7 protein-coding genes are annotated in these 8,669 nt (G+C 53.4%); 3 read left to right on the forward strand and 4 right to left on the reverse strand.

Annotated features, from left to right (window positions below; all coding sequences use genetic code 11):
* Nucleotides 1–70 precede the first annotated feature (70 nt).
* Genes HYD27_RS27730 through HYD27_RS27740 form a run of 3 tightly spaced genes read right to left on the reverse strand, consistent with a single transcriptional unit; the run spans nt 71 to nt 3,234 of the window.
* Nucleotides 71–919, reverse strand: a complete 849-nt coding sequence (locus tag HYD27_RS27730) for a carbohydrate ABC transporter permease (RefSeq protein WP_219220734.1) — start codon at nt 917–919, stop codon at nt 71–73.
* Between the two features lie 2 nt (nt 920–921).
* Entirely contained in the window at nt 922–1,863 is a 942-nt protein-coding gene (locus HYD27_RS27735) for a carbohydrate ABC transporter permease (RefSeq protein WP_309242137.1), read from the reverse strand.
* 30 nt (nt 1,864–1,893) lie between these two features.
* Nucleotides 1,894–3,234 (reverse strand): ABC transporter substrate-binding protein, encoded by a 1,341-nt coding sequence (locus HYD27_RS27740; RefSeq protein WP_219220738.1) that lies wholly within the window; start codon nt 3,232–3,234, stop codon nt 1,894–1,896.
* Between the two features lie 255 nt (nt 3,235–3,489).
* On the opposite strand from HYD27_RS27740, the gene HYD27_RS27745 reads away from it, so the two are divergent.
* Together HYD27_RS27745 and HYD27_RS27750 are read left to right on the forward strand one after the other, a co-directional pair.
* Nucleotides 3,490–4,242: a response regulator transcription factor gene (locus HYD27_RS27745; protein ID WP_219220740.1), complete on the forward strand. Its 753-nt coding sequence runs from the start codon at nt 3,490–3,492 to the stop codon at nt 4,240–4,242.
* Nucleotides 4,239–6,029 carry a cache domain-containing sensor histidine kinase gene (locus HYD27_RS27750; protein WP_219220742.1) on the forward strand — a complete coding sequence of 597 codons (1,791 nt, stop codon included), beginning with the start codon at nt 4,239–4,241 and terminating at the stop codon, nt 6,027–6,029. Before HYD27_RS27745 ends, HYD27_RS27750 begins: the two co-directional genes overlap by 4 nt.
* Before the next feature lie 167 nt (nt 6,030–6,196).
* Here the strand turns inward: HYD27_RS27750 and HYD27_RS27755 are convergent, their stop codons facing one another.
* Nucleotides 6,197–7,483 (reverse strand): Gfo/Idh/MocA family protein, encoded by a 1,287-nt coding sequence (locus HYD27_RS27755; protein WP_219220744.1) that lies wholly within the window; start codon nt 7,481–7,483, stop codon nt 6,197–6,199.
* A gap of 122 nt (nt 7,484–7,605) precedes the next feature.
* Between HYD27_RS27755 and HYD27_RS27760 the strand changes: the two genes are divergently transcribed.
* Nucleotides 7,606–8,427 (forward strand): AraC family transcriptional regulator, encoded by an 822-nt coding sequence (locus HYD27_RS27760; RefSeq protein WP_219220745.1) that lies wholly within the window; start codon nt 7,606–7,608, stop codon nt 8,425–8,427.
* The last annotated feature ends 242 nt before the right edge of the window (nt 8,428–8,669 follow it).

An 8,669-nucleotide genomic window follows, 5' to 3' on the forward strand; every position in this document is an offset into this window, starting at 1 on the left:
TGTAATATAAAGAAGAACCCATTGTCCACGATTTGGCGGAGGATGGGTTCTTTTGCTGTGTACGCGCGGGCTATCCCTTCAGCCCGGTAGTCGAGATGCCCTCGACAAAATACTTCTGGCAGAAGAAGAACAGCAGTACACAAGGGACGATACTGACAACGGACATGGCGAGCACCTGATTCCAGGATACGGCAGAGGAGGCGTCCAGCGAGAGGCGCAGCCCCAGCGATACGGTGAATTTCCGCACGCTGCTGATGTAGATGATGGAGTTGAAGAAGTCATTCCAGGTCCACATAAACTGGAAGATCCCGACGGAGAAGATGGCCGGCTTGCACAAGGGAAGCAGCACACGGGTAAGCACAGTGAAGGAGTTGCAGCCGTCGATGGTCGCCGCTTCATCCAGATCGCGCGGCAGCCCGCGGATGAACTGGATCATCAGATAGATGAAGAAGGCGCTGGTGGCGAAGGCGGCAGGAATGATGAACGGCAGATACGAGTCGAGCCAGCCCAGCTTATTGAACAGAATGTACCGCGGAATCATCACCGAGGCATTCGGCAGCATCAGGGTAGCGATCATGACCGAGAACAGCAATGTCTTCAGCGGGAAGTTAAACCGGGCGAACCCGTAGGCCACCAGCACGCTGGACACAATGGTGAAGATGACGGTCGGTATGACAAGCTTCAGCGTGTTGATAAAAAAGTCCTGAAATCCATACTGTCCCGTTCCCTGCCAGCCCAGCTTATAGGCATCCCAGACGTAGGTTGTCGGCAGCAGGCGGCTGGAGCCGAAGATATCGGCGTTGGTCTTGAAGGATGAGGTGAACAGCCAAATCAGCGGGTACACCATGACGAGGCCGAGCACAATCAGAAAGATATAATTGAACCAGGAGTTCCTGTTGTCGTGCTGCAATTCTCTCATTGTTATTTCCCCCCGTCCTCGTAGTGTACCCAGCCGCCCGATGTTTTGAAGATAACAGCGGTGACTGCCATAATAATCAGGAACAAAACCCATGAGAGCGCTGAGGCATAGCCCATCTTGAAGAACGTAAAGGCCTCCTCATAGAGCTTCAAGGCATACAGATAGGTCGATTTCATCGGCCCGCCGTTGGTAATGACAAAGGCCCCGGTGAACTCCTGGAAGGCATTGACCATTTGCATCACCAGGTTGAACAGCACAATCGGCGTCAGCATAGGCACGGTGATGCGGAAGAACATGCTGAACCGGGAAGCGCCGTCGATCGAGCCGGCCTCATACAGATCATTCGGTATCTGCTGTATGCCTGCCAGAAACAGCACCATCGAGGAGCCAAACTGCCAAACGGTAAGCAGTCCAAGCGTATACAGGGCGATGTCCGGACTGCCAAGCCAGTCGACCGGCCCCAGATGAAGCCGGGCCAGCAGGCTGTTGATGACCCCCTCCTTCATGAAGAGGAAACGCCACAAGACGGAAATCGCTACGCTGCCTCCCAGAATGGAGGGCAGATAGTAGACAGTTCTGAAGAAGTTAATGGCTTTCAGCTTGGCGCTGAGCAGCATGGCGACAAACAGGGCGAAGGCCAGCTTGACCGGAACAGCCAGCAGCACATAAATGCCGGTCACCTTCAGCGATTGATAGAAATCGGGATCTTCCGTGAAAATCTTGCGGTAATTCTCCATCCCGATGAATTTCGGTGTGCTGACCATATTGTAGTCGGTGAAGGAATAATACAGGGATGAAATAAACGGATACAATTGAAAGATCAGCAGGCCGATCAGCCAGGGCAGGATATATAGAAGTCCGGCATACTGGTAATTTTTTTTAACCTTGGCCTTGCTGCGAACGGATTTCTGCACATTTTTCAGAACAGGCTGTGATATAGACACGGCAGGTTCTCTCCCTTCCTATGGGGCGGTTTATTCTCTGTCTTGGAGGTCTTTCAGCTTGGAGGTCAGGCTGGTAATCAGCTCATCCGCTGCCTGCTCCGCATTTGACTTGCCATAGCTGACCTTCTGCACGATATCATCCATGATCTTCTGCACCTCGGAGTTGTTGGCGATGGCGTTGTCGACAAGCCCGGCATGGCTGAGGCCAAGCTCAACGGCGTTGGTAATGGCGGCGTCAATTTTACCGGCCTTTACCGCAGCCTCCTGCGAAGACTTGACCGGCGGTACGGAACGGACATCGCCCAGAATTGCGGCGGCGTCGGGATCATTCATGAACCAGCTGAGGAACTTCACCGCTTCGGTCTTGTGGGCGCTGTCATTGCTGACGGCGAACAGCTGCGAGGGTCTGACGAGAACGCCGGAATCCTTGGCATCCTTGGCAATGACAGGAAGACCTGTAATGACTTCTGTGCCTTCCGGCAGCACTGTCTTAAGCGATGGCAGAATGCTGCTCATCGATGGAGCTATTGGAATCTCCTGATTGATCCATTTCGGATTCTGGTCGATTTTGCCGAAGAAGAGATCGCTTTCGCCCAGCGGCTGGTAGACACCGGCCTGCATGGCCTGATAGAGCCAGTCGAAGCTCGCCGCCGCATCCTCTTTGGTGAAGCCCAGCGAGTAATCCTCCTGAACCCACTGCTTGCCGGTACGCTGCTTCAGCATGGTGGCCATATCCTGGCGCAGCGCCGCATGGTCGGTCAGCAGGAGGTATTTTGAGCTGTCCTGCCCGTGGAGCTTCCTGCCGGCTTCGAGAAGTGTATCCCAGGTCCATTCGGTACCCGAATCCACACCCAGCTTGTCGGCCAGCGACTTGTTGATGATCAGGCAGTAGGCGTTGACGCCTGTGGGCACAGCGGCCAGCTTGCCGTCGTACATGCCGTAATTGTCCAGAAAGTCCTGGTCAAAACCGGAAGCGTCGAATTCCGCCTGCGTTTTCAGGTCGAGGAAGAAATCGCCTTTCTTGGTCAGCTCCTGCAGCCAGGGCAGGTCAAGCTGCATGATGTCGGCTGAGGTTTTGCCCGCGAGCTGCGTTTTGATCTTCTGCTCATAGCCGTCAAAGCCCTGGTATTCCGCTTCGATGGTGACGTTTGGCTCAACCTGCTTATAAGCCTCAATGGCTTCAAGCGTTGCGGCATGGCGGTCTTCGCCGCCCCACCAGCTGAAGCGCAGCGTCACCTTTTGATCCGAGCCGCTGTTCTTGCCGCCGTCAGCACCGGCGTCCGTGTTGGAATTGCCGGAGGAACAGCCGCCGAGAAGGGAAGCGAGCAGCAGAGATGCCAGGCCTATGGCCCCCCATTTGTTTCTTTTCATGGTCATTCTCCTTTTAAATGCTTTAGTGTAAGCGCTTTTAATTATAGGACGCCCCGAGTGTTTTTATAAGGGAGCCAATCTTAGAATAGGGTATCATTTTAAACGCTAAAAGGGCGGCCTGGTATCCTGATGTTGTGAAAGGAATCATTTTTACAGCAGTTTGGCTTGCCTTACGAATGGCATACAATAAGTCTCCATGGTTCTGTTATACTTAATGTAAGCAGTTACATTACATCCTGGGAGCGAGGTGGCGAGATGTATAACCTATTGATTGTGGATGACGAAGCGGAGACGCGAGAGGCGCTCTCCAGCTATTTTCCGTGGAATGAAATTGGGTTTCATATCATTGGCCAGGCCGGCAACGGACAGGAGGCCCTGCGCTTCATTGAGGGGGAGACGCGGGTCGACATTGTCCTGACGGATATCAAGATGCCTGTCATGTCGGGAATTGAGCTGGCCGAGGATCTATATAGAAGCAAACGGAATATCAAGGTGGTCTTCCTGAGCGGATACCGTGATTTTGAATATGCCCGGCAGGCCCTGCATTACAGGGTCAGCAATTATGTGCTCAAGCCGGCGAAATACCACGTGCTGCTGGATGTGTTCGTCAAGCTCCGGGAGGAGCTGGAGGCAGGCAGCCCGGAGGAAGCCCCTTCACCCGCAGAGGATCTGCAGGGAAGCGGCGAGAGCTTTATTATCCGGCAGATCAAGGAATATGTGCATAAAAATTACCAGAACGCCTCGCTCGAACAGGCGGCCAGGCTGGTCCATATGAACGCCAACTATCTCAGTTTTTTCTTCAAACAAAAGACAGGCCAGAATTTCTCGGACTTTGTCATTCAGCATAAAATGGAGGTGGCCGCCGGACTGCTGCAGGATATGAGCTACAAAACCTATACGATCAGCGAGCTGGTCGGCTACAGCAACGCCAAAAACTTCACCCGGACCTTCAAAAGCTACTATGGCAAGACGCCCACAGAATACCGGAACGGCCCGGCGTCCCCATGAGAGAAAAATATTTCATCAAACAGCTCGCCACCTTTCTGGTTCCACTGCTGATCCCGATTATTCTTCTGGGCTCGCTCTCGATGTTCTCGACTCAACGCGATATCAAGTCGGACATTAACCAGAACAGCAGCTTCCTGCTGCAGCAATCGAAGACCCAGCTGGAAATGATCCTGAATGAACTTGATACGCTTTATCTTGCACTGTACGATAATGCGGATATCTTCAACGAGCTGTCCGCCGTGCTTAAGAATCCTTCATACACGTATGAGAGCTCGAATACGAACCGGATTATTTCCAGCTTTCTTAACGCTTTTACAAGCTCCAAGCCTTATATTCAGTCCTTCTACCTGTATGTGGATAATCCGTACAACCGGTTTCTGTCTTCCGTAGACGGGCTGGTGACGCTGGATCATTTCTATGATACGGACTGGTACGGGCAGTTCAGCCGCTATGAGGGGCCTCCGGCCAAATGGACGGCAAGGCGCGAGCTCCGCTTCTATTCCTTTGAGACGAACCCGACCGCGGTGGTGACCTTCTATAATGTGCTGGTGCCGCGCAAGACCGCGATCATTCTTAACATCCGGCCCAAATATATCGAGAGTCTGCTGAATGACATTACCCGGTATCCCGCGCAGCAAATGTTTGTGCTGGATGAAGCCAACCAGGTGATTTTTTCCAACGGGCGCGGGGAGCTGCCGCAGCAGTCGGATATCCGCGAGATTGCGGACCAGCCGGAAGCCTTTTTCGATATGGACACGCCGGAGGGCAAGGTGAATGTAACCAAGGTGGAGTCCGAACGCTATAAATGGAAATATATCTCGGTCATTCCCCATTCGGAGCTGTATAAGACGCCGTCCCGCATCCTTTCCTACACGCTGGTATTTGTGGGGATCTCGGTCGTTTGCGGCTTTCTGCTGACCTTTGTGCTGATCCGCCGCAACTACAAGCAGCTCAAGATGATCCGCATGATGATCAAGGCCGCCGATGACAGCCATATGCCGCTGAAGCCGCCCGCGAGGGTCAAAGACGAGTATTCGCTGATTGTCCAGAATATGATTACGCATTTCATCGAGCACCGCTATATCCGCACCCAGCTGCTGGAGAAGAAGTACCGGCTGCAGGTCATGGAGCTGCTGGCGCTGCAGTCCCAGATTAATCCCCATTTCCTGTACAACACGCTGCATTCTGTCTACTGGGAATCGGTTGCGCTGACCGGCCGGCCGAACAAAGCCAGCGAGATGATTGAGGACCTGTCGGACATCCTCTCGTATTCCTTCAGCAATCCGACTGAGACCGTGACCTGGGAGACCGAGCTTGGCAACACGATCAGCTATGTGAATATCCAGAAGAAGCGCTACCGGGACAAGTTCGATGTGATCTATGAATACGATGAAGTGCTGGCCCGGCTGTACACCTTCAAGCTTGTGCTGCAGCCGTTGCTGGAGAACAGCATTTATCACGGGATCAAGGAAAAGGAGGGCGGGGGCCTCATTAAGGTAAAGTTTGTGCGGAAAGGGGAGCGGCTGTCGCTCAGTGTGATCGACAACGGGGTCGGGATGACGGCGCAGCGGCTGCGGGAGGTCCGGGAGCGGCTGGACTTGGGCGAGGAACGGACGGAGCACCTGGGGCTCTACAACACGAACAAAAGGCTGAAGCTGACGTACGACCGCGCCTATAGCCTGACCATCAAAAGCAAACACGGCTTTGGGACCAAGGTGGAGCTTATAGTGCCGTGTATCTGGAACGAGGCTGCGCTGTCCGGGAGGGAGCGGCTGGATGTCTCGTAGCCTGAAAAAGGCGTGCTGTCCGGTTCCGGCCGGAAGGCGCGCCTTTATCTAAAGAATTTATATGTTTCACGCTAAAAATTAGCCTTATCTTTCTCGCTGAAACGGATACCGTCCTTATAAGGACGGCGTAGCCGTTTCTGCTTGTTTACAGGCCATCTGTCAATGGATTACATCTTCCAGATGTCATCGACCTTCACCGGCTGCCCGGTACGGATGGAGCGGTTGGCGGCAATGCCGGTCATAATCGACATGGCGCCATCCTTGTGCGAGGCTGCACGGTTGAAGCGGTCCTCCTGCTTTTTATCAAAAATATCGCGCAGCAGCACCGGATCACCGCCGCCGTGGCCGCCCTCTCCGCCTTCGATTTGGACGCGGTAAGGCTCCTTGAAGTGCGGATAGATGGTAATGTCCACGCCCTCCAGCGCGCCTTCGTTTTCCTTTTTGCCGCCGGAATTAACGTAGGATTGCTCGGTGATGCGAACCTCCATGCGTCCTTCCGTGCCGTTGAAGACAATAATGAAGCCTTCCCAGGGCATGTAGGCGTTCAGCGAATAGTTCATGACCGTTTTATTCTTGTATTTGACCATGACGTTCATTGTATCCTCGATGCTGATGTTGTCGCCGAAGACGCTTTGATCCCGCTGGTAGCCGTCTTCATGCTCGGCGTCCAGATACATGCTCTTCAGGTGTTCATTGCGGTCCAGATGCAGGGCAAAGTGATCATTCTCGGCCGCCTTGCTGCCATAGGCACGCTGATAGAACTCGGTGATGCCGCGTTTCTCGGCATTTTCCTTGCCATAGAACCGCAGATCGCCCATGGCGAAGACGGTGTCCGGCTGCGAGCCCAGCCAGAAGTTCATCAGGTCGAAGTGATGCGTCGATTTATGCACCAGCAGGCCGCCGCTGTTCCGCTTGTCCCTGTGCCATCTGCGGAAATAATCCGCCCCATGCTGGGTGTTCAGCAGCCACTCGAAGTTGACGGACAGGATTTCGCCCAGCACGCCGTCCATAATGACCTCGCGGATCTTCGTGTTATGGGGGGCATACCGGTAATTGAAGGTCACACGCAGGTTCTTGCCGGTGCGCTCGATGGCGTCGAAGATCTCCCGGCATTTCTCCTCGTCGATGGTCATCGGCTTCTCGGAGATCACATCGCAGCCCAGCTCCATGGCGCGGATAATATATTTGTGATGCGTGCGGTCAATCGTGGTCACCAGTACGAAGTCAGGCTTGGTCTCTTCAATCATGCGGTCGAAATGCTCTGCTTTGTAGGTGGGCACCTCATGGTAGCCGTATTTGTCCGTGAGCATATGGTTGGCGAAATTCATCCGCGTCTGATTGACATCGCAGAATGCCGCCAGCTCGGAGGTTTCGTTGTAAGCGGTAACAAGCTCGCCGTAAAAAAACTCGGCCCGGCCGCCGGTGCCGACGATCGCATATTTCTTTTTGGACAAGGGGATCACTCCATTTACTTAGATTTGATTCTATTTTATAGTATAGGAAATGCAAAAAGTGAACGTTATTTAGTTCAATTTAGAGAAAAGTATGCATATTTTATCCTTGGAGGAGATGAGGGATGGAATCATTTTTTCAGGTAGAGCAGCTCAGCCGGACCGGTAATTTCAATATGGACACCGATCATTTCCATGATTTCTATGAAATCTATTATTTGCTGTCCGGGGAGCGGCACTATTACATCCATAACCGTATCTATGCCCTGCAGGCGGGAGATCTGGTCTTTATCAATAAAAATCAGCTGCACCGCACGACCAGCCGGAACCGCTCGCGGCATGAGCGGATTCTGATCAACTTCGATGATCTGTTCCTGAGGCCCGCGGCAGGTCTGGAGGCGGACTGGACCGGAATGTTCCAGGGAGAGAGCTTTCTGCTGCGGCCTACTGCCCATGAGCAAGGGGAGCTTGCCGACCTGTTCCAGGCGATGCTGCGGGAGCAGCGGGAGGAAGCTTTGTGGAGCAAGCCTTATCTGCAAACGCTGCTGCTGCAGCTGTTGATCCGGCTGGACCGTATCCGCAAGGCGAAGCCCCCGGCCCTGGCTCCCGAGCAGAGCGAGGGGCAGCGCAGAGTCTACGGCATCATCGAATATCTGGATATCCATTATGGCGAGAAGCTGACGCTTGGAGGGATTGCGGAGCATTTCTTCATCAGCCAGGCGTATTTGTGCCGGACGTTCAAGCAGACGACAGGGTTTACAATTATCGAATACCTGAATTACGTCCGCATCCGCGAGACGAAGGCTCTGCTGAAGGGGACCGGTTGGCCGATGACCCGGATCGCCCGGGAGACAGGGTTTGAGAGCATTGCCCATTTTGGGCGGGTGTTCAAGGGGCTTACCGGACGCTCGCCGCTGCAGTACCGGAAGCAGAACCAGGGGGAATAAAAGATGCGGTCCAAAGGCGGTTTCTCCGGGGAAGCTTGGTCAATATTGATTTTGTGCAAATATAAGAATTTATCCTGAATTTCGAAAGCCCATAGCTACAAGGCCTACCTGAAATTACCTCTCACGAAAGATAACATAAAAAGGAAGACTATCCATAGGAAATATGGACGAAGTGGAGAAAAAGACACACTTCCCCCTACCCCAGGAGGACCGGGCTTCGGATTTCCATGTTAAATTCCAGG

This window comes from Paenibacillus sp. S150 (assembly GCF_019352175.1).
GTDB lineage: Bacteria > Bacillota > Bacilli > Paenibacillales > Paenibacillaceae > Paenibacillus_AQ.

What these genes read in the sequence shown, in the direction of transcription:
- HYD27_RS27745 (WP_219220740.1), top strand. Translation starts at nt 3,490, where the DNA reads ATGTATAACCTATTGATTGTGGATGACGAAGCGGAGACGCGAGAGGCG.
- HYD27_RS27730 (WP_219220734.1), bottom strand. Translation starts at nt 919, where the DNA reads ATGAGAGAATTGCAGCACGACAACAGGAACTCCTGGTTCAATTATATC.
- HYD27_RS27750 (WP_219220742.1), top strand. Translation starts at nt 4,239, where the DNA reads ATGAGAGAAAAATATTTCATCAAACAGCTCGCCACCTTTCTGGTTCCA.
- HYD27_RS27760 (WP_219220745.1), top strand. Translation starts at nt 7,606, where the DNA reads ATGGAATCATTTTTTCAGGTAGAGCAGCTCAGCCGGACCGGTAATTTC.
- HYD27_RS27740 (WP_219220738.1), bottom strand. Translation starts at nt 3,234, where the DNA reads ATGAAAAGAAACAAATGGGGGGCCATAGGCCTGGCATCTCTGCTGCTC.